The organism is Funiculus sociatus GB2-C1 (assembly GCF_039962115.1).
Taxonomy (GTDB): Bacteria; Cyanobacteriota; Cyanobacteriia; order Cyanobacteriales; family FACHB-T130; genus Funiculus; species Funiculus sociatus.
In genome coordinates this window covers 1-25,969 of record NZ_JAMPKJ010000081.1, presented here as the reverse complement: position 1 = coordinate 25,969, position 25,969 = coordinate 1, and the positions used below count along the sequence as shown (strand labels likewise).

The window sequence follows — 25,969 nt, the reverse complement described above, 5'->3', positions numbered from 1 at the left end:
TAGGTGTCAACAATTTTTTGCCGCAGGTCAAGGGAGTAGGGTTTCATCTCTAATCAAGAAAATACTCATGCTCTATGCTTTGAGCGTACCTCACTAGACAGGAAAAGGCTATAGTCCTATCGCTACTCCAGTTTGCAGTGTAATAGGCGCGCTGACGTAAGAGTGCAGCTAAAACCAACTTAGAAAGAGCGCGGCTCTGCTAGTTGACCAAAAGCGATCGCTGCTGACTTTTTGCCACGAGCGATCGCGCTAAATTCCTTCAATTGTCGCCTCATTCGACTAGGGTGAGACTGAACGAGCGATCGCCCTCTACAGTGCTGTTTAGATATTCTAAATGACGCTAACTGAATAGGCGCGAATTGCCGCATCCACTGTGGCAATTGTCAAACCATGCTCTACAGCTTGACAGATGAGTATTCTATCAAATGGATCTCGGTGTAACGGCGGTAGATTGACAAGTTGAGCAACACTATTTTCATCTAGATGAAGACTGGCGATGAGATGGAGATCGCGCTGTTTGGGTAGATAAGTTTCGGGAGACTCTGGCAGTGGTAGCTTGCCTAATTGATACTTGATAATTGCTTCCCATACTGAGACAACACTCAGATATACCTCATTGTCTGAATCGCGGATACTGTCACGCAGGTCATTTGATAATCGGCGATCTCCACTGATGAACCAAAGAAACACATGAGCATCAAGCAGTAGCTTCATGTACCCTCAAATGCGGTCAGAATGTCTTCTGGTAATGGAGTGTCAAAATCATCTGGTACAGTGAACTCTCCAGCACAAAGAGCAAAAGGTCGAAGTTGCTTAGAGGATGTTTGGAAAGTAGCAAAGTGCACCAGTAGGGAGAAAAGCTTCCTGGGGTTTAGGCTGAATTATATCGAAATCCAAACAGCCCTCCAAGAAGCCATGACTCTAGCCTATACAAGCGAACTAACCTTTGAACAATACGAGTTGTTTGAATCTCTCCTCAGTCCTGCATCCAAAAGCGGTAGACCTCGCAGTGTCAACCGGATGCTGGTGCTACAAGCTATTCTCTATGTGCTGGTGAGTGGTTGTGCTTGGCGACTGTTGCCCAACGAGTATCCACCCTATTCAACGGTTTACTACTACTTCCGCAAGTGGCGCAACGATGGCAGTTGGAAGCGTATTCACGACCATCTCGTTGCGTGGGTAAGGGTTGATGACCATCACAGCAGTACCCCAACGGCTGCCAGCTTGGACTCACAAACAGTTCCTACTGGGGTGATGGTACACCAGGCGGTTGGCTATGACGCAGGCAAAAAAATCAAGGGTCGCAAACGCTTCACCTTAGTTGATACTTTGGGATTGTTGATTGCCGTGCGGGTGGTTGCTGCCAGTGTGCCCGAACGACAAGGAGCCAAGCAACTGCTTGAAGCGCTTCATCAGGAACGCCATCGGGTACCTCAACTGGTTCGCATTTGGGTTGATGGAGGCTTCTCTGGAGAAGACTTTGGGCATTGGGTGCTCGATACTTTCCGCTGGATTCTAGAGGTCGTTCTGCGACCGAAGGGTGCTCAAGGGTTTGTCCTGCTTCCTAAACGTTGGATGGTGGAGCGCACTTACGGTTGGTTGCATTGGTGCCGTCGTCTCAATGTCGATTATGAGCGATTACCTGCTTCTTCAGAAGCCTTCATTCATATCGCCATGATTCGATTGATGCTACGCAGACTTGCCTGAGCTTTTTTCTACTCTCTCCGTATTTCCAAACATCCTCTTAACGGTTGGTGAAATTGGTCTAATTTCAGCAACAGGCTTTCCTGCTTGCATGACAATAAGAGTCTCACCTGCTTCGACTTGGTGAAGGTAAGTTGCAATATCTCGCTGAATTTCCTCAATCGTTACCGTTAGCATAACGTCACTGTTGCACACCAGCTACTTTCAAATCTAACTATATTGGACAAAGGGTTAATAACAATCCAACAAAATCCAGAATGCTCAAAACTCATTCTGCTCAAAATGCAGCGCTAGCTTTATTCCTACTCGTCTCTGCTGCCAGCATTGGTATCGCTGGCAGGTTGTACATACCAGGAGCAGTAGGACAATTCCTCTTCGTCCTGACGAGAGTTTGGATACTGGCACTACCCCTGATATGGTTGTTGTGGATCGATCGGGGGAGAGTTGTCCTGTCTGTGCCTTCGCGACGAGAATTCCTAGCTGGATCGATTTTAGGAATGCTCATGTTTGGTATTATTCTCGGTGCTTACTGGATTGTTGGGCAGCGCTGGATCGATTCGGTCGATGTTCGAGCAAAAGCACAACAAGTCGGCATTGCCACCCCCACCGTTTATCTGATCGGTGCCTTCTACTTTACTGTAATTAACTCGCTGATCGAAGAATACATCTGGCGATGGTTTGTGTATCGCAAATGCGAAGTCCTACTTCCAGGAATTGGTGCGGTATATCTCGCTGCATTATTTTTCACGCTGCATCATATTATTGCCCTGACAGGGTACATCGGGAACGGGCTTGTTGTGGTGTTAGGTTCTCTGGGAGTTTTCATTGCTGGTGCTGTGTGGTCATGGTGCTATCTGACTTACCGTTCCCTGTGGTCGTGTTATATCAGTCATCTACTGGCAGATCTGGCGATCGCTCTGGTTGGCTGGCACCTCCTCTTTGGGTGAGGCGATCGCGCTAAATTCCTCAAATCGTCGCCTCACTCGACTAGGGTGAGACTGAACGCGCGATCGCCACTGCGCGATCCATCAGTTCAGAAGCTTGTCTATCATCTCCTGCCTTAGCCAAGTTACGGACAAGTAGACTTAATGCTTCTACTTTTACGCCGTCTCTATCTATTCTTTCAACCATTCTGAGACCCATATCAAACTGGTTTCGCTGTGCATAAGAACGAACTACCTCAAGCCACAATTCATCTTTAACACCGCTTAAGTTTATTGGCTGCATTGTCTGATTGGATGCCTTATCAAGAGAGGAAATTGAGCGGACTGCCAAATCCAGTTCCCCTGCCTGAATTGCTGCCAGAATCATTTCGTTGAGAATCTGTGCAGGACTCTGCAATTCAAGCCCAGAAATCTTTTGAGCTGTTTGAATTGCCTGCTCATGCTGTCCTTTAGCTGAATACTCCTGAGCAATATACATCAGTGCATTACTTTTCCCTCCCCCGAACGTTCCTCCCAATTGAAAAGCTCGTTCAAACTGTCCTGTTTGTGCATAGAATTGGACGATACTAGGCGCGATTTGTGCATAGGCGTAATTGAAGTTGGCGAGAAGGTAAATTTTTCCAGCCCGAACCTGTTCGGCAATTTCAACGGCTTGCTCGATCTGTCCTATCTGTAGATATCCCTCGACAATCTTTGCGACAAGACTTTCTGCATCTGTCGCTGTCGAAACCAGCTGATTGGCTTGAGGTAAATTTTGAGGCACTAAGGAATTGCGATCTAAGCCAGTCGGATTTTTCGGGCCAACTTGGCGGAGACGTTCGCTAATGCTCCTAACTCTAGATACTGCTTGGCCAAGTCGCTTGATTGCTTTGTCCTTCTCACCAAGTTGCGAATATACATTTGCAACCGCGACTAATGCCTTACCCTGCTTGATTGGATCGGCAATTTCTTGCACAAACCCATCCATTTGTTTTAATAAGCTGGCTCTGAGGGTAGAAACTTCTGTGGTTTCTGTGGTAGCAATCTTGTTACAGGTTTCCATGAGCAGAGCCAGTTTTTCCTTACTCAGAACTTCCGGGATCATCCAGAATAAATTGGAAGTTTCTAGTTGTAGACAACGACTCAATAGCTGAATAGCTGGTGCGTTTGGATTTCCCGGTGGTGATGGTGGATTTTCTGGTTTGTACCCCACCTGCGCCACTAAATTCTGAAATTCGCTCGCTCGTTCCGGCTGACCAATGCTCTTGTAATGATTAGCTAGGAAATGCCATATTTTCCCAGCTTTATCGGTTTGACCAGCCTGATTATATCGGTTGGCTAGGGTTGCTAAATATTTGCGAAGCTCTGTGGCTCGGTCATGTAATTTCACATCATCTAATTGATATGGCAACTCCAAAAGGATGTCAATACCAGAATTCTCTGCATATGCGCTATCTTGCGGATTAAAACCCTTCTCTCCGGTTAATCCATCGGCAATTGCTAGTGCAACATCATATCGCCCTGCATAAGCATGCAACGAAATGGCCCCAATTACCCAAGCTGGTGGGTCATTCCGGCTGGAGGAAGACTCCTCAGCTTCACAAGGTTGCCTGATCGAAACAGCCTTGTGAACTTGCGAAAACATAGCCTCGCTACGTGCCTGCTGCCCTAGAAGAGCATACTGGCCTGCCATATCTGTCAATAGCCTCAATCTGGGGCAAAGTCCGCCAACTGTTTGGCTGACTGAAGATACCTCATCAAGAAGCCGTGTAGCAGGCTCAAGCTTGCCAATGGAGATGTAATCTGCTGCGAGACTTGCTAACAATATCGCCTCGCCGTAAATCAGATTATCCTTACTCGGTCCAAATGCTGCTGTAGGATAAGCGAAAGTCAGCAGCACTGTTGTCAGTAAAATTTTCAGTTTCATGTCAACGCCCCTTTAGGAATATTAAACTTACGCGATGTGCAACTTTAAGAAAGCCCCCATAAATTGGTGGATTCTGACTGTAAAGTTGCATACGGCGTTAAACTTCTACCACTATTCTTTGGCGCATCTTTGGCTAAGGCGCACATCAACTTGTTCCAAACGTCGTTAAACCACCAACAGCGATCGCATACGCTGATTCCTCATGTTATCCCCCATTATGGGGTCTAGCATCAGAGGAATGTTAGGGACAATAACGGTATAAGAAGTCTAATCGAGGGGTGGGGCAATGATGCGATTAAAGGTGTGGCAGTGGGTGGTGTTGGCAACGCCGATTGCAACGATCGTCGGTTTCTTGCTGGTATCGGCAGGATTGCAGATTCACGAGTGGGGTATTAATTGGATTTGGGCTGTATTTACTCTCGTATTCGTGGGTTGGCGTTGGCTGCTAGTGAAGTGGACTCGACCGGCGATCGCGCAGATAGAATCTGTAATAGCGGAAGTTAGTGCAGAGCTGGAATCTGATAGAGAAGACACAGTACGGCTAGTAGAGGGAAATGACACCGCTAGTCGAGTAGAAGCCGGGTTCCAAGAGATATTGAAAGCCGCACAAAGCGATCGCCCAATTTGGGAAGATTGGCAAACTTTTTGGCAGCGATGCCAGGATCTTGTCAGTGCGATCGCTCATGTCTATAATCCGGAAGTCAAGTATCCCCTGCTCAACATTTACGTTCCGCAAGCTTTTGGACTGATTAGGGGAACAGTTGATGATTTGGATCGGTGGATACAGCAGTTGTCCCCCGCCCTCGCTCAAGTTACGATTGGGCAAGCATACGAAGCATACGGAGTTTATCGCAAGCTGGAGCCATCTGCTCGGAAACTTTGGCAAGTCTGGAACTGGGCCCAGTGGCTTTTGAACCCAGCGGTGGCGGTGGCAAAAGTAGCCAGCCAACGTTCCAGCAACCAGGCAACTCAGGAACTACTGGGGAATTTGAGCCAGATGTTGCGGGAAGCGGCTCTCCGGAACTTATGTCGGCAAGCGATCGCTCTCTACGGCGGCACTACCCTACCAGCCTCAGAATCCTCTGCTGCACCGACGCTACCCAAGGCAAAGACCCAAACCCTGAGAGAAATCTTAGCTCAAGCAGAACCTGCGGACGCGGTTGAGCAAAAACCTGTCAATATTCTACTGGCGGGGCGAACTGGGTCTGGAAAAAGCAGCTTGATTAATACGCTGTTTCAGGCAGATCGAGCCGCCGTGGATGTGTTGCCCAGCACTGATAAAATTCAGAATTACCAGTGGCAGCTTCAAAATGGAGAAACGCTAACCCTTTGGGATACGCCGGGTTACGAACAAGTGAACCATGCGGATCTGCGGGAACTGGTGCTTGATTACGCCACAAACGCGGATCTGTTGTTGTTGGTCACTCCAGCCCTCGATCCGGCACTGCAAATGGATGTGGATTTTCTCAAAGATATGAAAGCAGACATTGCAGACTTGAGCGCGATCGCAATTGTCACTCAAGTAGATCGGCTGCGTCCCATCCGCGAATGGAATCCTCCCTACAACTGGGAATCAGGCGATCGCCCGAAGGAAATTTCTATTCGGGAAGCCACCAAGTATCGCGCTGAACGTCTAAATGATTTCTGCAATTTAGTTTTGCCTGTTGTGACTGGTGACATGAAAACAGGTCGAGTCGCTTGGGGCATAGAGGCGCTATCCTTGGCACTGGTGGATGCGATCGCACCTACCAAGCAACTCCGCCTTGCCCGCTTTTTGCGTAACCTAGAAGCCCGCACTGTCGCCGCTGCCAAAATCATCGACCGCTACACCTTTCAGATGACGACAACTCAGGGACTGGCTGCACTGCTCAAAAGTCCCGTTCTCCAGTTCATCGCTACCCTGACAACCGGACGACCAAACCTAGCATATCTCCTGGCTGAGCAAATTCCCGTGGAACAGTTGCCCGTCGTTCTTGGCAAACTCCAGATGGCGTATGATCTGTTTTCGTTGTTGAAGCCGGGGGAAAACCTTCTTAACTTTGACTTATTATCCCTTTGGCCCTTGTTGCTGGAAAACTCTGCCTCACCCGACCGCAACGCTTGGGCATTTGGTCACGCTTTAACGGAATATTGGAGCCAGAATCTAACTGTTGAACAACTCCGGGAGCGGTTCGAGTATTATCTGAATCTATAAATGAGATCAATTTCGGATTACCGATATATGTCGGCAACATTAAAAAAATTGAATGCTGCCGATATCGCCTGCGCGCAACTTGATAACCTTATGGTATAAGCGTCAAGCAACACCGTCTACCGCCATGAAACGATCTGCACAACAAATTACAGTCGGGCTTGGGGTAACACTGGTGCTTATCCTCACCAATGCTGTTGTATCCTATCGCAACATTCTAAAAGTGTTTGAAAATGAGCGGTGGGTAAGTCATACCTATCAGGTTTTAAATGAACTAGAGGCGACACTTTCCACCTTAAAAGATGCCGAAACCGGACAACGCGGCTATTTAATTACGGGAGAAGAACAGTATCTGCAACCATATCAGAGTGGGATCGCCGAAATTAATACTCACATCAAATCTCTCAGGCAATTAACCGCAGATAATCCACAACAGCAGCAGCGCATCCTGTCCTTGGAGGGTGCGATCGCTCTTAAACTAAGCGATCTCGAACAAAAAATCCAATTACGGCGAGAACAAGGCTTTGAAGCTTCCCAGCAGGTTGTCCGAACCAACCGGGGTAAGCAAATTATGGATGGCATTCGTCAGCAAATCGCTGACATGAAAAATATAGAAAATCAACTTTTGGTTTCTCGGATTAAAGAATCAAAAGCTAACCTCCAACGAACCATACTTACATTTACCCTTGCCACCTTTGTCAGCTTGGCACTGCTGGGTTTAGTGTACTATCTGATGCGACGCGATCGCGCCCTACGCCAACAGGAAGCCCAAAAGCTGCGCCAGAAGAGTGAACGCCTAGCCTTAGCATTAGACGCAGCCAAAATGGGATCGTGGGATTGGAATATAACCACTAATCAGGTATTTTGGACAACCTATCACGAAATCATCTTTGGCTATGAACCAGGCAAGCCGAACCGAAGCTACAAAGAATGGGCAGACCGCGTTCATCCTGAAGACCTATCACGAGTTGAGGCGGGGATACAAGCATCCCGGAAAGATCAGCAGGACTTTCAAACTGAGTATCGTGTCCTTTTGCCAGATGGCAGTATACGCTGGGTAAATTCTTTTGGGCGGTTCCAGTATGATGCCGAGAACCGTCCTAACCGGATGGTCGGGATGCTCAATGATATTACGGATCGCAAACAAGCAGAAGCGGAAATTAGACAGCTTAACGAAACTTTGGAAGAGCGGGTAATTCAGCGCACTTTGCAACTGCAAGAAGCAAACGACGAACTACAAGCCTTTGCTTATTCAGTTTCCCATGACCTCCGCGCCCCTTTACGAGCGATGCAAGGCTTTGCAGAAGCTTTGCTGGAAGACTACGGCGATGTTCTAGACAACCTTGGTGAAGACTATGCCCAGCGCATTGTTTCTTCTGCCCAGCGGTTGGAAAATCTGATTCAAGACTTACTTGCTTACAGCCGACTCAGCCGCGCTGACTTGCAACTGAAGGTAATAAATTTAACAGATGTAATGAAAGAAGCGATCGCTCAACTAGAAGCTGACGTAAAGCAAAAGCAAGCTCAAGTTACAATTACTTCGCCGCTACCAGAAGTAATTGCTCATCGCCCTACTTTAGTTCAAGCGATCGCCAATCTCCTGACGAATGCAATTAAATTTGTAGATGTGGGCGTACAACCAGAAGTGCAAGTCTGGGCTGAAATGCGCGGTGACTGGGTGCGCCTCTGGGTGGTAGATAATGGTATTGGTATTGCTCCCGAACACCAGCAACGCATCTTTCGCGTTTTCGAGCGCCTGCATGGAATCGAGACTTATCCCGGTACGGGAATTGGTTTAGCGATTGTCCGTAAAGGCATTGATCGCATGGGCGGACAAGTAGGAGTAGAATCCAAACTTGGACAGGGAAGCCGCTTTTGGATTGAATTACAAAGAGGGACTGGGGATTAGGGATTGGGGATTGGGAATTGGGAAGAATTTTACTCAGCGCCTAGTCCCTAGTCCCCAGCCCCCAGTCCCCAGTCTCCAGTCCCTAGTCTCCAGTCCCCAGTCCCCAATCCCTAATCCCCAGTCCCCAACCCCCCAATGACCAGATCACACACAATTTTGCTAGTAGAAGATGACCCTAACGACATTCTTCTCACCCAGCGTGCCTTCCGCAAGGCGAATTTAGCCAATGCCTCAATGCAAGTCGTCAGCGACGGAGATGCTGCGGTTTTCTATCTCAGCGGTAGCGGTGAATACGCCGACCGAGAGCGCTATCCCATACCCTCGCTAATTTTATTAGACCTGAAACTGCCCCGCCGCTCAGGTCATGAAGTTCTGGCATGGCTGCGGCAGCAACCCGAACTCAAGCGTCTGCCCGCGATTATCTTAACTTCCTCTCAAGAAAATATTGATATTAATCATGCTTACGACTTAGGGGCTAATTCTTATTTGGTTAAACCTATTGGTCTTACCGCCTTAATAGAAGTGATGACAACCCTCAAGTTGTATTGGCTGCTATTGAACGAACAGCCAGAAATTCGACTGAGTGGAGTCGATTGACACTCCCCGGCGCGAACGCACGGGGATTCTTGGTTCAACCAGTCGGCTTGCTCGTTGATGTCACCACCAGCGAGTAGAGGTCGGTCTGTAAGGAAAAAGGAAAAAGCGAAGATTCTTTTTTTGACATAATTGCCTTTTGCCTTTTTTGTCCCCAGTTTCCAGTTTCTAATGCTACATTTCCTTTTAATCGATGATGACCAGAACGATCGAGTTTTAACTGCTCGCGAGCTAAACCGAGAATTTCCAGACCTCCGCATCACAGAAGTTGCCACAGCAGAGGATTTGGCACAAGCAATGGTTGGCGATCGCATTGACCTGGTAGTTACAGACTATCAGCTACGCTGGAACAATGGTTTAACAATTCTCAATATCATTAAATCCCGCTATCCCGGCTGCCCTGTAATCATGTTCACCAATACCGGCAACGAAGAGATAGCGGTAGAAGCGATGAAAGCTGGCTTAGATGATTACATTATCAAATCTCCCAGGCACTTCATCCGCCTTGCAGTTGCTGTGCGTTCAGCTTTAGAACGAGTTACGGCAAAGCGTTAGATAGCACGTTTGGAAAATCGTCTCCAGTTTCTCCTGAATCAATTAAACGTCGGCGTGTTTCGGACTACTCCAGAAGGTCGTCTGCTAGAGAGTAATAGTGAATTCATGCGTCTGTTGGGGCTAAATTCGACAGCAGTAGAACAAGGGATAAATTTGCGTCCGCTTTTGGATGACTTTTGTGAAATAAGTGTCCAGCCTGCCTCTGAATTAGCAGATAGCGAGCATCATGGTCGATCTACAGATAATATACCGATGCTCCAAAATTGTGAAGTTCAACTGCCACAAGCTGATGGTCAAGTGAAATGGCTTTTACTGACTCAAACTTTGAATACCCCTGAAGATGAGACTTACATAGAAGGCTTGCTAGAAGATATTACTGAGCGTAAGCAGGCTGAAAATTCCCTACGCCAACTCAATGAAAGCTTGGAAAGTCGAGTCAGGGAACGCACCGCCGAACTGGAGGAAGTCAACGCCTCACTCAAGGAATTTGCTTACTCTGTTTCTCACGATTTGCGTGCGCCCTTGCGGGGCATTCAGGGCTTTGCTCAGGTACTATTAGAGGACTATATAGCCCAACTTGATGCCACCGCAGAGGACTATCTTCTTCGCATTGTGGCTGCTTCAGAGCAGTTGAATACCTTGATTCAGGACTTGCTAAGCTATAGCCAATTGAGCAGCGCTAAATTACAGCTTCAGCCTGTTAATCTCTCGTTTGTTGTCGTCCAAGCGCTGTCTCAACTGGAAAGGGAACTCAAAGAGCGAGATGCTCAGGTGAGTGTCGTAGAAGCATTACCTGTGGTGCAGGGTAATCGCAGTACGTTATTACAAGTTGTGGTCAATTTGCTCTCAAACGCCGTCAAGTTCGTAGATCCTGGGATACAGCCACAAGTGCGAATATCGGGAGAAACAGAAGGTGAATTTGTACGCCTGTGGGTAGAAGATAACGGCATCGGTATTTCCAGCGAGAAGCGATCGCAAATTTTCGGAGTTTTTGAGCGGTTGCACGGTGAGGAAACATACCCCGGTACTGGCATCGGTCTAGCAATTGTCCGCAAAGCAGTAGAACGGATGGGGGGTAAAGTAGGGGTGGAATCCCAGGTTGGTCAGGGTAGCCGCTTTTGGGTAAGGTTACTCAGAGAGAATAAGTGACTACCGGGGATTTACAGGGGCAACTAATGACTCAGGAAAAATGAGGAATGATGAACTATAAAGGATAAATAAAAAAATTTCAGCATTCAAGATTCGTTATTCCCAGTCCCCAGCCCCCAATCCCCATGTTACGCATACTACTAATTGACGATAATCCAGACGATCGCATCCTGGTTACGCGGCAACTTCAGCAAGAGTTTCCCAATCTGGAATTTACTTCGCCTATTGATGCCAGAAGTCTTGACAAAGTGCTACAAGTGGGCAATTTCGATCTAGCAATCGTAGACTACGAGCTGGGCTGGACTGATGGCTTGACACTTCTAAATGCTATTAAAGCTTTGTATCCAGACTGCCCAGTAATTATGTGTACTGATAGCGGCAGCGAGGAAGTTGCTGTGGAGGGGATGAAGTCTGGGTTGAGCGATTATGTCCTCAAACGAAAACCTCTGCATCGTTTAGCGATCGCTGTGCGGGACACTTTGGAAAAGCAAAAGATGCGTCGGGAATATGCTGCCGCTGTTGAGGAATTGCAACTGAGTGAGGAGCGGCTGAGATTGGCGCTCTTTGCTGCCCAGATGGGTAGCTGGGACTGGAATATTTTAACAGGTGAGGTGATTTGGTCTGAGGATTGCGAACGGTTATTTGGTTTGGCTCCAGGCAGCTTTCAGGGAACTTATGAGGCATTTCTCGCCTGCGTTCACCCAGAAGACCGAGAAGTAGTTGACAAAGGCATAAGCAATGCTTTATCAACCAGAACGAACTTTAACCAAGAATTTCGCGTTGTCAGGAGTGACGGTAGCGTTAGCTGGCTGGTAGGCAGAGGTCAAGTTTTATCCGACGAAAAGGGTAAAGCTAGGCGGATGATCGGGGTTGATGTGGACATTAGCGATCGCAAGCAGCGGGAGGTAGAACTGCGGCAATACGCAGAAGAATTAGAGGTGGCAAATCGCTTAAAAGATGAGTTCCTAGCGATCGTTTCTCACGAACTCCGCACCCCTTTGAACGCAATTTTAGGTTGGACGCAATTGCTACGCAGTCGCAACTTCGATGAAGCAACCAGAAAGCGCAGTCTGGAAGTTATTGAACGCAACGCCCTCCAGCAGAATCAGTTAATTGAAGATATTCTGGATACTTCTCGCTTGATGCGAGGACAAATGCAACTACAGATATCACCTGTGAATCTGGTGAGAGTAATTGAAAATACTCTCAATACTGTGCGGTTATCAGCTGAAGCCAAATCAATCAATTTTCGATTTTTGATTTTGGATTCTCCCTTGGGTTCAGGGGATGGGAGAGTGGAAGATTCCCCAGTCAAGAGTCAATCCCCAATTGCCATCAATCCAAAATCCGATCCGCCCCTTGTGGAAAATCCACAATTCCTGGTGATGGGCGATCTGAATCGCTTACAGCAAGTTGTCTGGAATTTATTTTCTAATGCCATCAAGTTTACACCTCCAGGCGGACAAGTAGAAGTCCACCTTTCTTTAGAACATGGGGAGATAGAAAGGCAAAAGGCGATTCCCTCAACAGAGGTTCAAAAAGAGGAAGGTAAAAGCCAAAAACAAGAATTATTATCTTCCCCAATCTCCCATCCCCAATCCCCCATCTCCTACGCCAGGATCACCGTTAGCGATACAGGTGAAGGCATTAGCGCCGACTTTCTCCCGTATGTTTTTGACCGTTTTCGCCAAGCAGATAGTACCACTACACGCTCGCGCAATGGATTAGGTTTGGGATTAGCGATCGCTCGACAACTGGTGGAACTGCACGGCGGGACTATTTTTGCAGAAAGTAAAGGAGAAGGACAGGGAGCAACGTTTATCGTCAATCTCCCCATAATAGATGCCAGGAAAGCCAGCGAACCGAGAACAGACAATCCAAAACCCAAAATCCAAAATTCAAAATTACTTGATGGGTTACAAGTGCTGAGTGTTGATGATGACCCTGATACGTTGGATTTGCTGGTAATGATTCTGGAAGGGGAAGGTGCGAAAGTGACAGCAGTTTCCTGTGTGGATGAAGCTTTGCAAGCTTTGGAAAAATTCCAGCCTGATGTACTTGTGAGTGACATTGGAATGCCAAAGGCCAATGGTTACGATTTGATTCGCCAAATTAGGCTCAAAGAGAAGGGACAAGGTGAGATGTTAAAAGCGATCGCGCTGACGGCTTATGGCAGGCAAGAAGACAAAATACAGGCGCTATCCGCAGGCTTCCAGATGTACCTGCCCAAACCAATTGATCCTGATATCTTGGTGAATGCGATCGCGTCCCTGGCTGGACGGGCTAGGGGCTAGGGATTGGGGATTGGGGATTGGGGACTGGGGACTGGGGAAGAACAAAGATTACAGATTAGGATGTATGGGAGAAAAAGGTTTTGAGTCTTTAGAATTTTATCAAGATAGCCTTAAGCTACTTAAAGCAGCTTATCGGTTGGCAGATAGTTTGCCAGATCGCGAACGCTATAATTTGAGCGATCAATTGCGACGATCAGCCTGTAGCCTGGTATTGAATATCGCTGAGGGCTATGGACGCTATCACTTCTTAGATCGTTTGCGTTTTCTCTACATTGCTCGTGGTTCCTTGGCTGAAACCAAAAGTGCTTTCATCATTGCTGAAAGCGTCGGATACTGTACTACAGAACAATTAAGCTGGGTTAGGCAGATCCAAGAGCAAATTGAAAAAGCTCTTAACGGCTACTGTCGTTTCATCCGCTCCCGACAACAAGGCGGTGAAGAATATGGAAACCAGTATATTCGGGAGCAAGGTACTAGAGAAAAGGGACTGGGGGCTGGGGACTAGGGGCTGGGGGCTGGGGACTAGGGACTAGGTAAGACTTTTTACCAATTCCCAATTCCCAATCCCCAATCCCCAATCCCCAATCCCTATTCACTCGGCGCTACTGTGTTTGAGTTGCTTACCTGGCGATATTGCCAGAATTCCAGGCTGAAGATACAGGTCATTAACCACACTATGCCTGCTGCATACCCAGCTAAGACATCAGTGGGCCAGTGGACACCCAGATAAAGCCGACTCAGACCAATGCTGAAAATTAATGCAACTGTGGTGATGATAATTAAATTGCTCCACTTGCCGAAGTTTTTAATCAGCAAGTAAGCGATCGCGCCGTAGACGACCATTGAAATCATTGCATGACCACTGGGAAAGCTGTAGTAGCGGACATCAACGATCCGATCCCACAGCGCCGGGCGATCGCGGGCAAATAGGTCTTTGAGCAAATAATTTAAGCCAACGGCACCCAAAGAGGCGATTCCGAGGGTTGTCGCTTGTGACCGATTACCTCGCAGCAACAACCAAGCCGCGAAGCCGAGACAGATGATTAGCAGCAACTCCGGTTCGCCGAAAAAGGTGATACCTGTCATTACTTGATCTAGTAGCGGCGTATGCAGACGCTGGAGAGCCAGTAAAATTGCCGTGTCGATAAATTGGCTTTCTTTGTCTAAAACTTCGTCAGCGATCTGGGCAAATCCCCACAGCGCCAAGGCTGCAAGCAATAACCCTGCTGCTCGAATTGTAAATATCAAACCAAACAGCCGAGAACTCATCCACTGCGGCAAAGCTGAGAAGATATGCTTGATGATGTCCTTCACGATTTTTTAACGTTCCAGTCTTTTATAGACTAGCCCAGGCTTGGGCAACAATGTCACTAAGCCAGCTTCTTTGCGCCGGATCTAGCAGACCATCTTCTGCTAGCACTTGGGCAGTTAACTCGTCTAAAGACTGCCCTTCTTGGCGGGCAATATTTATCACGCCTGCGATCGCGGCTGCGACTAACTCTTCATCGACAGGCTTTTGACGTAAATCGACAATTTCTTGGGGACTAGCTGGGATGGGATAATTCATGGCGTAGGGACGGGAAATTATGGATTAGGGACTGGGGAGGAGGTGGCAAAAAACAAAAAAATTCTTTTTTTTGTCTTTTGCCTTCCTAGAAACTGGCTCCTCTACCATGCGCTCAGGGCTTTCGTCAAGAGCGGTTTCCCGCCCGTACAACAGTTGCACCCTTTACATTAAGAAAATGAGCTTTGTGTAAACTTTTTTAATCAATTCTAAGCAATTCGTATCCGGAAGTTTAGCGCACTTTGACACCTGTTTACTCTGTCTTCCTCAGTAAGAGGTTCCCTAATGGAGATCACCAATATGAGAGAAATTTGTTACTTAGAAGTTCCTACCCCGGATACAGCCGCCGTCCGTGTCTGGTTACAGCAGGAATTCGAGCATCTATCTTTGGGTGAGAAAATTATCACATCCGATGGTATTAGGCTGCAATTTAGGGGTGGTGGCAACACTAACAACACCGATACAAGCGAAACGGCGAAGATTCCGCAAACCGAACTCTCGATATTTGTTTGGTCAGTACAGCGCACGACTTACGTGAAGGTCTTTCGTTGGGGCGATCGCGTCCCCGGTGAAAAACAAATTCTGCAACAACTCAACTCAGGTCTGAGACGCCAGTTTCCCCAAGAGTACCCAGAACCACCAAAGATTGATTTGTCGCAACAATCTATCTTCGAGGCTTTGGCTCCCTATTACCCAGAAACAGTCAGATTCTTTCAGAAAATGCCCAATGGCGAGTCTGACCTTAACCGCGTCTACTGGTGGGAGCAGCGTTGGCGAGAAAGTGTCCGCAATCCGCAGCAACCCCGTCAGGTAGTGTTTTCAGATTCAGGGGAGACTGGGAGAATCCCCAATCCCCAATCCCCAATCCCCAATCCCCAATCCCCAATCCCCAATCCCCAATCCCCAATCCCCAATCCCCAATCCCCAATCCCCAGCTACGACTTAATTTATGTCGGTGGTGCTTTGGGTGTCATTCATGCGGCTGTTATGGCTAAACTCGGCTATCGGGTGCTGCTGCTGGAAAGGCTGCCTTTCGGACGGATGAACCGGGAGTGGAATATTTCCCGCGATGAGTTCCAAAGTTTAATTAATTTGGGCTTATTTACCCCTGCGGAGTTTGAAAGCATTATTGCAGCAGAGTATGTGGACGGGTTTAACAAATTTTTCGATGGTAACAATCCGCCTAAGCTGAAAGCACAGATTTTGCATACGCCAACGGTGCTGAATGTGGGTTTGGATTCGGAGAAGTTGCTGCGACTGTGCGGGGAAAAGCTGTTGGCTTCTGGGGGCGAAATCTGGGATGAGACGGAGTTTATCCGGGCTGATGTTGGGAAAAAGGAAGTTGTAGTTTCGGCGAAACATCTACCTAGCCAATCGCCGCGACAAGCGGCTGGACGGTTGCTGGTGGATGCGATGGGTACTGCGTCGCCGATTGCGTGGCAGCTGAATGGCGATCGCGCTTTTGATAGTGTCTGTCCTACGGTGGGGGCTGTTATTGCCAGTGGTTTTGAGCCTGGGGTTTGGGATTCCCAGTATGGCGATGTGTTGAACAGTCACGGGGATATTTCGCGGGGGCGACAACTGATTTGGGAGTTATTCCCGGCGGAAGGTGAGGAAATTACTATTTATCTGTTCCATTACCATCAGGTGCATCCCGATAATCCCGGCTCTTTGTTAGAGATGTATGAAGACTTTTTTACAATTCTGCCGGAGTATCGTCGGTGCGATATGGAAAAGTTGGTTTGGAAAAAGCCGACGTTTGGGTATATTCCGGGCCATTTTAGTGTGGGAGGTAGCGATCGCACTGTCGCCTATGACCGACTGATTGGCATTGGCGATGCGGCTTCTCTACAATCTCCCCTCGTATTTACTGGTTTTGGCTCTTTAGTCCGCAATCTGGGACGTTTGACGGCGCTTTTGGATACTGCACTAAAGCATGATTTGTTGAAGGCGCGTCAATTAAACCAGATTCGCGCTTATCAAAGCAACGTCTCAGTCGCCTGGCTCTTTTCCAAGGGGATGATGGTTCCCACGGGGCGTTACTTGCCACCCCAACGGATTAACTCGATGCTGAATACCTTTTTTGGGCTTTTGGCGACGGAACCACCAGAGGTGGCAGATACTTTTATTAAAGACCGAGTGGATTGGCTGACCTTTAATCGCCTAGCGCTGATAGCTGCTTGGCAAAACCCCTCTTTGCTGCCCTGGATTTGGGAACTTGCGGGGCCAAAGGATATCCTGCGTTGGCTAGGCAGTTACTTCAGCTTTACTCTGAATGCTGTCTATCTCTGGTTGCTAGGGGGTTGGTTCCCCGGTTTGATCCAGCGCCTACAACCTTGGCTGGAAGACCGATATCCGGCTCTGTGGCTGTGGTTGCTGACCCAGAGTTATGCTTTGAGTGCTGAACAGGGTCGTCGTCCCAAAAGCCAAGAGCGATCGCCCTGGAGAGGCGAGAGGCTGTTAATTAAGAATTAACGCAATATGCAACTTTTTCTTAAGCTCCTCTTGGAAAGGGGGTTAGGGGAATGAAAACGTTAAGACAACTTTTTCTTAAGCCCCCTTAAAAAAGGGGGGTTGGGGGGATCAAAACGTTAAGACAACAGGCGTTTGATACCTTTGCGCCCCTTTCCAAGGGAGGAACTGAATCTGTAAAGAAAGCACATCAAGTTAATTTCTACTTTCTTTTCGGAAACGTTGGCAATTCTATTGCTGCCAACGTTTTTCTACCTTTAGGGGGGCGCTGGGGATAAACAATTGGTGAAGGCCAGTTGGGTTGGGAGAGAATAGCATCAGAACGCTGGGCTGGCGAAGCGGCGGCAAATTCTTCTTCCCTTGGGGTGGCTTCCTCCTGTGTGGCGTTCACATCAGCATCATCTTCGGAAGTATCTTCGAGAAATGATGAAAAAGGAAATCTGTAATCTGACGCTGGGGTGTCGATGGTTTCCGGTTCATCATTCTCATCTGGTACTGAAGTCACAGCCAGCAGCAAGTCTTCGATTTCCTCCTCAATCGCTGAAATTTCTTGAGGAGAAGCTGTTTCTGGGTCAGAGATGGAATAGATATAGTCCACTTCAGTTGGTAGTGGATAATCATCCAGTACAGAGGCAAAATCTTGTTCTACAACTCTTAATTCTTCTTCTTGGGAGTTAGACATCTCCTCTTCCATAGGTTCCCAATCTGCGGAGACAAACGATGTTGTGTCTGTAATTGGCGAATAAGAAGATGATGTGGGGTTACTCTGTTCCTCATCGACTTGGTGGTCGAGGAAATGCGATCGCACTGACCAAGGTTGGATCGGCTGGGCTTTGGGAACCAGTGATGAGGGATCGGGAGCGTTTTTGGGTTGGCGCTGCGCCCAGTTGGCACCTGGTAGATTTGCTTCGGGGTCAGCGGCTGTCGAGGCGGGCATTTCCAGACACTTTTCTAGCGCCGCTTTGAATTGCAAGGTTTGGCGCTGCTGGCGGTGCAGGCGGGCGCTTAACTCGCGGGCATGATTTTCACTTTGAAACAGTTGGTGAGATTGCTCGTTGTAGCGTTGTTGAGTAAAGGCGCATTCTCTCTCTAGCTGGGCTATTCGTTCCTGAGAGTTTTCTAGCTGCTGTGTCAGCGTTTCTATCAATATTTGCTGACGTTGGGCGGCTTGATGAGATGATTCTAGTTCCCGAAACAGGCGAGTTACTTGCTCTTGGGAAGCCTTGAGTTGTTCGGAAGCTTGGGCGAGTAAGGTTTCTTGAGATTGCGATCGCACTTTTTGCGCCTGCAATGCCTCCTGACACTCAGCATAAGCTTTTTCTAGATGATTCACTCGCACGAGCAAATCCCGATTTCGCTGACGCAGTTCCGCCGCCAGCAAAAATAAATTAGGCGTATCTATCGGCGGCTGGGACTTCATACTCGGCGCTGTGGTCTCCTCCTGGGAGGTTGGGGGAGTATGCACCAAGCTAACAACTTTTTGCACGCGAGGTTCCTCCTGTGGAGGAAACTCGGAAGGTTCGAGGTCTACGGATGAAGGCGGAATCGGAGAATCTGTTTCGGCGTTCATCCCTGAACCTTCATCGTTTCTTTGTTCATCCTTCATCCTTCCGGCTTCATCCTTTAATAATTCCGACGGGGGCTGGTACTTGTTAGCTTCGTCTTGCGGGGTGTCAGCTTCACTCATTGCTCTAATTTTAAGAGAGGGTCAGGGGTGTTTAGAAGGGATTTGATATAGCGTTATCAATAACGGCTTTTTTAAAATCAGTGTTGAGCCAATTCTATTAGATTATTTCACAACAGAGTTCTTGCGGGGGAATGATACCATATTCAAATTTTGCATCGACGAGGAAACTGAACTCAAATTACTTGAGGTTGAACACGCAGAGGAATTATTTGCCCTCACCGACTCTTGCCGCAACTATCTTCGGGAATGGCTACCGTGGGTTGATGAGACAAAAACTGTGGAAGATACAAAATCTTTCATCGAAAGTTCCTTAAAATTCTCAGCCAATGACGGATTTCCTGTGGGAATTTGGTATAAGGGTCGCATAGCCGGGTGTATTGCCTATCACACGATTGATTGGGATAACCGTTCAACAAGCATCGGTTACTGGCTGGGTGAAAATTTCCAAAAACGGGGGCTGATGACTAAAGCCTGTGGCGCTATGGTACATCATGCGCTGGATGAGTTGAACCTTAACCGGGTAGAAATTCGCTGTGCTGTAGGAAACTTCAAGAGTCGGGCAGTTCCGGAAAGACTAGGATTTACCAACGAAGGGACTCTCCGCTCTAGCCAATGGCTGTACGATCATTTTGTCGATCTGGTTGTTTACGGGATGCTTGCTAGGGATTGGCAAATTTAAGTATTAAATGATGCAGCCGCAGGTTGAAGTCTAGGTAATACTGTTTAGTTAAACCGTATTGCTTCTGGCTTCCCTTTCTTTGTAGGGAAGAGGCTGGGGGCGCGTGTTTTTCATTGGTGATGGTGTACTTCGTTCATAGCGATTGCCTCGATTTAACACTGGTGGAAGATTTATAAGCAAAGTTTTTGCTATCCCACGGCTAAAGCTTCAGCCAACAAATCCCGGTGCATCAAGGATCTATCTACCAAAGATTGTATTTGATGGGGTGTGAGGGCATCGCCATTTACGTAGTGTTCTAGCCAAGCTTTACTAATTGTGTTAGGGTCATCTGGCAATTGGTCTAAATCCCATCCCGGCATTGCTAATTCTTCCATCAAAAGGTTAACTTTGGGGTCATAGCTGAGAGCAAAGCAGCGACATTCTTGGGATGCTGCCATAATTAGGCTGTGGAATCTCATCCCAATTGCCATTTCTACGCCTTGAAATAATCCTTTTAATTCTCTGGGGTCTTCTAGAGAGAAAATATGATTGGGGCCGGGTAATTGCGATGCAATTGACTGCGCGATCGCATAATCTCGATTCAGTTGAAATGGCACCAGTAAAATGCAGGTTTCGGTTGCTTTCTGAAAGTCTATCAGGGCGCGGGTGAGATTATTAAGCCGAGTTGGGGTAAGTTGGGGATGCGATCGCAATGTAATGGCGACTCTGGGCGCGGGTAAGTCCCAAAGTCCTTTTACTGGTAGCGAATCTAACGCCCAAACTGGATCGGGGGCGATAATCGAGGATATTTTCCAATTTCTCAGTAGGTTAGCAGAAGCGCGATCGCGTACACTTACAGCACTACAACCAGCAAAAGCGTTTCGCGCCACCCAGCGAGTCAGCTGGCGATTTAAAGGGCCAATTCCCTGCGCCCAAGCAATAGTTTTCAAACCTTGTTGCTGCGCTAATCCCATCAATCCCGCATAATATAGGGGGCTGACGGCGCTGGTAGCATCTTGGATTAAACTACCTCCACCCCAGATAAACACATCTGACTGGCGCAAAGCTTTTAGAACTGGAAAGAAAGCTTTGCGCGAGAAGGTTTCAACATTGTAGCGATCGCGTGTTTTTTTTGGGTCGCCAGACAATACCAAAGGCAACACATTATCTGGTAGCATTTGCAACAGCGAAGCCAGCAACGCCTCATCGCCTGCATTCCCCTGCCCATAATATCCGCAACATACTGCTCGAATCTTTTCCATGCTGAAACTTTACCAGCAAACCTGAGCTGTAGGATAGTAAAAGCTAGTAGCTAGAAGCGAAAAATTTTAAACTGAATTAATTTTTCTTCCCCAGCCCCCAATCCCCAGTCCCCAGTTTCCAATCTAGGATTAATTTTTCTTCCCCAATCCCCAATCCCCAATCCCCAATCCCCAATCCCCAATCCCCAATCTTCCATGCACGCACTCTCAATTCCCACTTGGATTATTCACGTCTCCAGCGTCATTGAGTGGATCGCCGCCATTTGGCTAATCTGGACTTACGGCGAAATTACTCGCAACCGGGCGTGGTGGGCGTTGTCCTTTGCCATGCTACCAGCTTTAGTCAGCGCCATGTGTGCCTGCACCTGGCACTTTTTCGACAACCCCGAATCCCTAGATTGGATTGTCACCCTCCAAGCGGCGATGACGCTGGTTGGTAACTTCACCCTCTTAGCAGCTGGCTGGTGGATTTGGCGCACATCACGAGTTGCTAACTCCGCCCTACCCGTTAATCAAAACAATTCACCATCGCCCCTAAAAAATCAAAATAATGATTTCTAAAGAAACCCTTTTTGCACTTTCTTTATTTCCCTACTTAGGCTTTCTCTGGTTTCTCACCCGTAGCAGACAAATGCCACGATTAGCCTTAATTGGCTTCTACATGACATTGGTTTTTGTTGGTGTCACCATTCCCGCTGGAATTTACGCCAAAGTTGCCTATGGAGAGTCCTTAGCAAATGTCGATTTGTTGCACGGTGGTGCAGAAGTTTTCTTGACGCTTTCTAATATTTTGATTGTCCTCGGTTTCCGCCAAGCAATACTACAAATTCGCCAACAATCTAGGTGATAGTAATTTATGATTTTTTTAAATTAAGGTATTCTAAATTACTCTTTCGTGGCGCTCTTTGATGTATATTTAGATAATGAAAATCCGATTCAAAAAAATATTGCAGCCTAGTTCTTCCTCATCAAAATCAGTATATCAGAAAAAAATGCTTGAAGTCTAGGGGTTAAAACAAAAAATTTGTTAATTATTAGTTATTAGCCCTTAGTCACCCAACCTTCTAACTGACTAATGACTGTAACCTACTAAACCCACCTAATAGAAGTATCCATACAACTACAACCAGCCAGTGAATCATTACCGGAGTCCACAGAGAACCACTCTGGAAATAGGCAAGAGTACAGATAATTCCAAGAAGTGCAGCTAAGAGTAGAAAAACCGGATCAAAAAAAGTTTTGAGTCCCTCTGGATAAAAGGTTAAAGCATTGAGGGGATGATAAACAATAAAAGCTACCAAGCTGATACATCCCCAGAACCACAGAGTAACTGTTGAAGCATTTTCTGCGGGATGAGGGAGGAGTAAAACGCGAAAAAATACCTCTTCTGTTATCGCAGGAAACAGCAGACATTTTGCTATGACACCGATAACAATCTCCCACGAGGTTTGTACCTCAATTTTTAGAAAGCCCAGCTTCAATCCAATGGGTAAAGAAATTAAGGCATATATGACTACCAGTGCAGCTGAATATAGCCAAGCTGAGGCGTTGGGTAACTTAGAGAAAGCAGCAATGAGACGATGGAAGAGTTCAAATGACATCAAAAATATGCTTTAAGGTGGATGTAAATAAGTTAACAACTTTTAGGTTAAAGTGGAAATTATTATTCCCATAAAGCAATTATTGAATTGAAAATAGAAAATTATAAAATTGAGAGAGTATAGCGTTTCTCAGTTAGGTGGAATATATTGCGGTTCTAACGTTTGGTAGAGGCATGGCAATGCCATGATCCTAAAGATGTATCGCACTAATTGAGGATAAGTATACAAACTTTAATTATTTATATTATTAAGCAAAGTTGCAAAGATTCCTATAGATGGGAATCTATATCTGTTGGAAGAGATATCGGTAAAAATGCTATGACAAACTACTAAGTAGAGTTGAAATCGTTTGAGTAGGAAAGATTCAAGAAAGCGATTTTAGGAGGGAGTTATGGGAATAGGCGATCTATTTAGAAATATACCAGGTGTGAACCGGGAAGGAGGCGATCGCGACAGGGAAGATAGAGAACGCGATCGCTATCGTAATGATGACAGGGAATATCGCGAACGCGATCACGATAATGACAGAGAATATAGAGAACGCGATCGCTATCGTAATGATGACAGGGAATATCGCAAACGCGATGATGATGATGACGATGGTGATCGCAATTACAGATATCGCGATCGCGATAATGATGATGATGATGACGATGGCGATCGCGAGTACAAACATCGCGGTGAATATCGCGATCGCGATGATGATGACGATGATGACGATCGTAAGCATGGACATCACCGCAAACACGATGACGATGACGACGACGATTAAATCTTTCGGCTTGGATTAACAACTGTGGAAATGAATTGAATGGCGTTAGCTCAATAGCTGACGCCATTTCTGCTTAAAATGAACCAAGACAAAACTTTTAATTTGGAAAGCTGTCATAGACAGGGACAAATTGATGCAGAACCCATCAGCGTTACCGGAAGAGATCCGCGCCCATGTTTTCGTTTCTGGAATCGTTCAGGGAGTTGGTTATCGATACTCAACAGCACAGCAGGCTAAGTATTTGGGGGTCAGCGGTTGGGTGCGAAATCTCCCCGACGGGCGGGTAGAAGCCGTTTTTGAAGGAATGCAGGATATTGTCGAGGAAATGATTCGCTGGTGTCACCAGGGGCCATCAGCTGCTGTAGTTAAAGATGTGGCGGTTGAGTATGAGACACCGGAAAGATTGCGCGGGTTTGAAATGAGGCGATAGGTAAGATTCTAACAGGTAGCGATCGCTCCACTGCGACGGCGATCGCCTGCGCCTTCAATCAATCCTTCTGAATTTTCCATAACCGTATGAACGCCACCAAAAAACATATTTTTCTTTTCCCATAAAACTAATTCATTGCTAGAGGGAAGCGCCAATTTTTTTATTTCCTCCTGGCTGAATCCTGGTTCAATATTAAAAATATTGTTTTCCCAATGAACGCGGGGACTATTCACCGCCGCATTAACATCCATTTGAAAATCAATAATATTGGAAATAACTTGTAATATTGCCGTTCTAATCCTGTTAGAACCACCAGAACCCAGAACAATTTCTGGCTGATTATTTTTAAGTACCATAGTTGGTGCCATCATGGATGAAATCCGGGTATTTTCTGCCCATTCATGGAAACCATGCGGATTCAAATCTGCTTCTCCCAGCATATTATTAACCATGATGCCAGTTCCCGGAATTACATAAGAAGATCCTTCGCCGTGGGTAGTAGTAACACTAGCCGCATTTCCTTCGCTGTCAACAACGCTGATATGAGTAGTGCTTCCCCATTTATTGACAATTTCGGTTAATTGAGGTTCGTATATAGCAATATGCTCATCAGATAAAAAACTTTGGACAACATCTTCTTGATGAGTATTAGCATTATATCTATCTTTCCTGGCATCATTAGTTAAACGCATCACATTAGCCAGTATTTCTAAATGGCCACAATTGCCAAAATCAATGCCAGCTAAATTCACTTTTGAAAGTAGTTCTAAAGCAAAAGCAATGAGTATTCCTCCAGAACTAGGGGGAGGATTAGTCAAAAATGTATTATCGCGGTAATTGATAACTAAAGGTTGTCTCTCGATAACCCGATAATTTTGGAGGTCTTCTAAGGTTAAATAACCGCCATAATCTTGACAATCTTTAACTAAGCGTTGTGCAATTTCACCCTCATAAAATTCTATAATCCCATTTTCAGATATATAAGTTAAAGTATCAGCCAAGTTTCTCATATATACTGTTTCTCCAGACTGAACAAGTTCCCCGCCAGGAGTAAAAACTTGTTGCATTTCTGTAGAGAAAAGCATTATGGGCTTGAGAATTGTCAAGCAGTAATATGAATAATCATTGATTTTTACTCCAGTATTTGCATAGCGAATTGCTGGTTCAGCAACGACCTTAAAAGGCAATCTACCTAGTTTCTGGTGAACGTGGAAAACTCCAGCGATATTTCCTGGTACAGCCATTGATCCAAGACCAATGTGAAACTCTTGTAAGGCACCGCCAAAGTTAATTTTAACTGGATAAAAATCAAGATTATCCTGGCTCTTTTTGTGGCGTGGCGTTTGCGAGAAAAAGTCAAATAAAGTATTTTGATTATCTTTAGTATGGGCTAAAAGAAAACCACTACCAGCCGCCGAGGTAAGCGCAGCCTCAGTAACAAAAGAAGCTAACATTGCCGCCGCCGCCGCATCAAAAGCGTTCCCACCTAAGCGAAGCATTTCAATTCCTGCTTCGGCAGTTTGTTCATGTCCAGCAGCAATCACACCGTGAGTTTTTTTTAACATAAAATTTATTGTTTTTGTTTCTATTCCGTAAAACTATGCTAGGACGCAGATGTAGGTCAGTTTAATGTCTTTACTGCGATCGCAAGTTGTCAGCGCCACTACTATTGTCAGGTTTTCTTAACAAATTGATGTTCATCCCCGTGTAACTACTCAAGGATACAAGGAGTATGTAGTGTTAGAACTCACTTGAGCAGCTTTACTATACCTGCTGCCCTCAAAGGAGACTTGCTCATGTCACAAGGCGATCATATCTACGTCAACTGCGGTGTTTACGACCATCATGGTATTGATTGTGGTGACGGCACTGTTATCCATTACACAGGTGAAAAGCTAAAAGGTACTATTGACTGCACTCCCATAGCTGAGTTCATAACAGGAAAAACAGTATTTGTCAGGGAGTATGGTAAGTGCGATCCGCCAGATATCGTAATTCAACGAGCAAAAAGCAAGTTGAAGGAAGAGAAATACGACCTTTTCGACAACAACTGCGAACACTTCGCTACATGGTGCAAGACTGGCAAGAAAGAGAGTGAGCAAGTTCACCGTGCTAAAGCAGCTGCGGGAGGCGCGGCTGGAAGTACAGGTACGGCTACAATTATCTCACCGTTCGCTCATTTGGATGACCCAGTAGCCAAATAACCAGCCTTAAGTGTAGTCTGACTAAGCAATTACAGGATTTGGCAGACGCTTTAGGGGGCGGAGATTGAAGAGA

Annotated in this window: 27 protein-coding genes and 1 pseudogene; 17 read left to right on the top strand and 11 right to left on the bottom strand. The window is 46.6% G+C overall.

Features of this window, described 5'->3' with window-relative positions; translation table 11 throughout:
• Positions 1-330 precede the first annotated feature (330 nt).
• Both NDI42_RS25330 and NDI42_RS25325 read right to left on the bottom strand, forming a co-directional pair.
• Positions 331-714, bottom strand: a complete 384-nt coding sequence (locus tag NDI42_RS25330; RefSeq protein ID WP_190460071.1) for a type II toxin-antitoxin system VapC family toxin — start codon at positions 712-714, stop codon at positions 331-333.
• Positions 711-824: pseudogene (locus tag NDI42_RS25325) on the bottom strand (type II toxin-antitoxin system Phd/YefM family antitoxin); the annotation flags it as partial. The gene NDI42_RS25330 and the pseudogene NDI42_RS25325, both read right to left, overlap by 4 nt.
• Before the next feature lie 91 nt (positions 825-915).
• On the opposite strand from NDI42_RS25325, the gene NDI42_RS25320 reads away from it, so the two are divergent.
• Positions 916-1,707, top strand: coding sequence for an IS5 family transposase (locus tag NDI42_RS25320; protein ID WP_190460069.1), 792 nt, complete (start codon positions 916-918; stop codon positions 1,705-1,707).
• On the opposite strand, the gene NDI42_RS25315 is transcribed toward NDI42_RS25320, so the two are convergent.
• Positions 1,690-1,881, bottom strand: coding sequence for a type II toxin-antitoxin system Phd/YefM family antitoxin (locus tag NDI42_RS25315; RefSeq protein WP_190460067.1), 192 nt, complete (start codon positions 1,879-1,881; stop codon positions 1,690-1,692). The genes NDI42_RS25320 and NDI42_RS25315 overlap by 18 nt on opposite strands.
• Positions 1,882-1,961: 80 nt before the next feature.
• On the opposite strand from NDI42_RS25315, the gene NDI42_RS25310 reads away from it, so the two are divergent.
• Positions 1,962-2,651, top strand: a complete 690-nt coding sequence (locus NDI42_RS25310) for a CPBP family intramembrane glutamic endopeptidase (protein WP_190460065.1) — start codon at positions 1,962-1,964, stop codon at positions 2,649-2,651.
• Between the two features lie 40 nt (positions 2,652-2,691).
• Here NDI42_RS25310 and NDI42_RS25305 read toward each other — a convergent pair whose 3' ends face one another.
• Positions 2,692-4,554: a tetratricopeptide repeat protein gene (locus NDI42_RS25305; protein WP_190460063.1), complete on the bottom strand. Its 1,863-nt coding sequence runs from the start codon at positions 4,552-4,554 to the stop codon at positions 2,692-2,694.
• Positions 4,555-4,620: 66 nt separating this feature from the next.
• Between NDI42_RS25305 and NDI42_RS25300 the strand changes: the two genes are divergently transcribed.
• The 8 genes from NDI42_RS25300 (at position 4,621) to NDI42_RS25265 (ending at position 13,751) form a co-directional block, all read left to right on the top strand.
• On the top strand, positions 4,621-4,782 hold the full coding sequence (locus NDI42_RS25300) for a hypothetical protein (RefSeq protein WP_348231703.1): 162 nt from the start codon (positions 4,621-4,623) through the stop codon (positions 4,780-4,782).
• 58 nt (positions 4,783-4,840) lie between these two features.
• Positions 4,841-6,748: a GTPase family protein gene (locus tag NDI42_RS25295; RefSeq protein ID WP_190460061.1), complete on the top strand. Its 1,908-nt coding sequence runs from the start codon at positions 4,841-4,843 to the stop codon at positions 6,746-6,748.
• Between the two features lie 124 nt (positions 6,749-6,872).
• A complete protein-coding gene (locus NDI42_RS25290) occupies positions 6,873-8,654 on the top strand; it encodes a sensor histidine kinase (RefSeq protein ID WP_190460059.1) in 1,782 nt (593 codons plus the stop codon).
• Positions 8,655-8,789: 135 nt separating this feature from the next.
• A complete protein-coding gene (locus NDI42_RS25285; protein ID WP_190460058.1) occupies positions 8,790-9,251 on the top strand; it encodes a response regulator in 462 nt (153 codons plus the stop codon).
• Positions 9,252-9,419: 168 nt separating this feature from the next.
• Positions 9,420-9,803, top strand: coding sequence for a response regulator (locus NDI42_RS25280; protein WP_199311466.1), 384 nt, complete (start codon positions 9,420-9,422; stop codon positions 9,801-9,803).
• Between the two features lie 9 nt (positions 9,804-9,812).
• Entirely contained in the window at positions 9,813-10,952 is a 1,140-nt protein-coding gene (locus tag NDI42_RS25275; protein WP_199311465.1) for a sensor histidine kinase, read from the top strand.
• 125 nt (positions 10,953-11,077) lie between these two features.
• Positions 11,078-13,246: a response regulator gene (locus NDI42_RS25270; RefSeq protein ID WP_190460055.1), complete on the top strand. Its 2,169-nt coding sequence runs from the start codon at positions 11,078-11,080 to the stop codon at positions 13,244-13,246.
• Positions 13,209-13,751 carry a four helix bundle protein gene (locus tag NDI42_RS25265; RefSeq protein ID WP_199311464.1) on the top strand — a complete coding sequence of 181 codons (543 nt, stop codon included), beginning with the start codon at positions 13,209-13,211 and terminating at the stop codon, positions 13,749-13,751. Before NDI42_RS25270 ends, NDI42_RS25265 begins: the two co-directional genes overlap by 38 nt.
• Before the next feature lie 83 nt (positions 13,752-13,834).
• Here NDI42_RS25265 and NDI42_RS25260 read toward each other — a convergent pair whose 3' ends face one another.
• Positions 13,835-14,515, bottom strand: coding sequence for a phosphatase PAP2 family protein (locus NDI42_RS25260; protein ID WP_190460075.1), 681 nt, complete (start codon positions 14,513-14,515; stop codon positions 13,835-13,837).
• Between the two features lie 67 nt (positions 14,516-14,582).
• A complete protein-coding gene (locus NDI42_RS25255; RefSeq protein WP_190419923.1) occupies positions 14,583-14,813 on the bottom strand; it encodes a hypothetical protein in 231 nt (76 codons plus the stop codon).
• Between the two features lie 297 nt (positions 14,814-15,110).
• Here NDI42_RS25255 and NDI42_RS25250 point away from each other — a divergent pair, with 297 nt between their 5' ends.
• Complete coding sequence (locus tag NDI42_RS25250; RefSeq protein WP_190460053.1) at positions 15,111-17,285, top strand: NAD(P)/FAD-dependent oxidoreductase; 2,175 nt, start codon at positions 15,111-15,113, stop codon at positions 17,283-17,285.
• Positions 17,286-17,484: 199 nt separating this feature from the next.
• Here the strand turns inward: NDI42_RS25250 and NDI42_RS25245 are convergent, their stop codons facing one another.
• Entirely contained in the window at positions 17,485-18,969 is a 1,485-nt protein-coding gene (locus NDI42_RS25245) for a hypothetical protein (RefSeq protein ID WP_190460052.1), read from the bottom strand.
• Positions 18,970-19,108: 139 nt separating this feature from the next.
• Here NDI42_RS25245 and NDI42_RS25240 point away from each other — a divergent pair, with 139 nt between their 5' ends.
• A complete protein-coding gene (locus NDI42_RS25240) occupies positions 19,109-19,648 on the top strand; it encodes a GNAT family N-acetyltransferase (RefSeq protein WP_190460073.1) in 540 nt (179 codons plus the stop codon).
• Positions 19,649-19,836: 188 nt separating this feature from the next.
• On the opposite strand, the gene csaB is transcribed toward NDI42_RS25240, so the two are convergent.
• Positions 19,837-20,889 carry a polysaccharide pyruvyl transferase CsaB gene (csaB, locus tag NDI42_RS25235; RefSeq protein WP_190460050.1) on the bottom strand — a complete coding sequence of 351 codons (1,053 nt, stop codon included), beginning with the start codon at positions 20,887-20,889 and terminating at the stop codon, positions 19,837-19,839.
• A 50-nt stretch (positions 20,890-20,939) separates the two neighbouring features.
• Positions 20,940-21,086 (bottom strand): hypothetical protein, encoded by a 147-nt coding sequence (locus tag NDI42_RS25230; RefSeq protein WP_190460041.1) that lies wholly within the window; start codon positions 21,084-21,086, stop codon positions 20,940-20,942.
• Here NDI42_RS25230 and NDI42_RS25225 point away from each other — a divergent pair.
• Together NDI42_RS25225 and NDI42_RS25220 are read left to right on the top strand one after the other, a co-directional pair.
• Positions 21,085-21,450 (top strand): DUF2499 domain-containing protein, encoded by a 366-nt coding sequence (locus NDI42_RS25225; protein WP_190442058.1) that lies wholly within the window; start codon positions 21,085-21,087, stop codon positions 21,448-21,450. The genes NDI42_RS25230 and NDI42_RS25225 overlap by 2 nt on opposite strands.
• Positions 21,440-21,736 carry a DUF3593 domain-containing protein gene (locus NDI42_RS25220; RefSeq protein ID WP_190460039.1) on the top strand — a complete coding sequence of 99 codons (297 nt, stop codon included), beginning with the start codon at positions 21,440-21,442 and terminating at the stop codon, positions 21,734-21,736. The genes NDI42_RS25225 and NDI42_RS25220 overlap by 11 nt, the downstream gene beginning before the upstream one ends.
• A 217-nt stretch (positions 21,737-21,953) precedes the next feature.
• On the opposite strand, the gene NDI42_RS25215 is transcribed toward NDI42_RS25220, so the two are convergent.
• Positions 21,954-22,490 (bottom strand): CPBP family glutamic-type intramembrane protease, encoded by a 537-nt coding sequence (locus NDI42_RS25215; RefSeq protein ID WP_190460037.1) that lies wholly within the window; start codon positions 22,488-22,490, stop codon positions 21,954-21,956.
• A gap of 391 nt (positions 22,491-22,881) precedes the next feature.
• Between NDI42_RS25215 and NDI42_RS25210 the strand changes: the two genes are divergently transcribed.
• Positions 22,882-23,262, top strand: a complete 381-nt coding sequence (locus NDI42_RS25210) for a polyribonucleotide nucleotidyltransferase (protein WP_190460035.1) — start codon at positions 22,882-22,884, stop codon at positions 23,260-23,262.
• A gap of 133 nt (positions 23,263-23,395) precedes the next feature.
• On the top strand, positions 23,396-23,692 hold the full coding sequence (locus NDI42_RS25205) for an acylphosphatase (RefSeq protein WP_190460033.1): 297 nt from the start codon (positions 23,396-23,398) through the stop codon (positions 23,690-23,692).
• 8 nt (positions 23,693-23,700) lie between these two features.
• Here the strand turns inward: NDI42_RS25205 and ggt are convergent, their stop codons facing one another.
• Positions 23,701-25,257 (bottom strand): gamma-glutamyltransferase, encoded by a 1,557-nt coding sequence (gene ggt, locus NDI42_RS25200; protein WP_190460031.1) that lies wholly within the window; start codon positions 25,255-25,257, stop codon positions 23,701-23,703.
• A gap of 231 nt (positions 25,258-25,488) precedes the next feature.
• Between ggt and NDI42_RS25195 the strand changes: the two genes are divergently transcribed.
• Positions 25,489-25,896 carry a lecithin retinol acyltransferase family protein gene (locus NDI42_RS25195; protein WP_190460029.1) on the top strand — a complete coding sequence of 136 codons (408 nt, stop codon included), beginning with the start codon at positions 25,489-25,491 and terminating at the stop codon, positions 25,894-25,896.
• Positions 25,897-25,969: the final 73 nt, after the last annotated feature.